Consider the following 326-nt stretch of genomic DNA (forward strand, 5'->3'; position numbering starts at 1 on the left):
GTTTGCGGTACGGGCACCTTCTCCTGGCTAGAGGCTTTTCTTGGCAGTCTGAGATCATGACCTTCGCTACTGTAATTTTCGCTCCCCATCACAGCCCAGCCTTACGATGTGCGGATTTGCCTACACATCAGCCTCACTGCTTAGACGGACATCCATCAGTCCGCGTCACTACCCTACTGCGTCACCCCATCGCTCATAGCGGATTACGGTGGTACAGGAATTTCGACCTGTTGTCCTTCGACTACGCCTATCGGCCTCGCCTTAGGTCCCGACTTACCCTGAGCGGACGAACCTTCCTCAGGAACCCTTAGGCTTTCGGCGGATCT

At 55.2% G+C, this 326-nt stretch carries 1 rRNA gene; it reads right to left on the reverse strand.

Features of this window, described 5'->3' with window-relative positions:
- Window positions 1-321, reverse strand: a 23S ribosomal RNA gene (locus ACN6NF_RS25840); the annotation flags it as partial.
- Window positions 322-326 lie beyond the last annotated feature (5 nt).

Source organism: Paenibacillus sp. TSM33 (assembly GCF_056099025.1).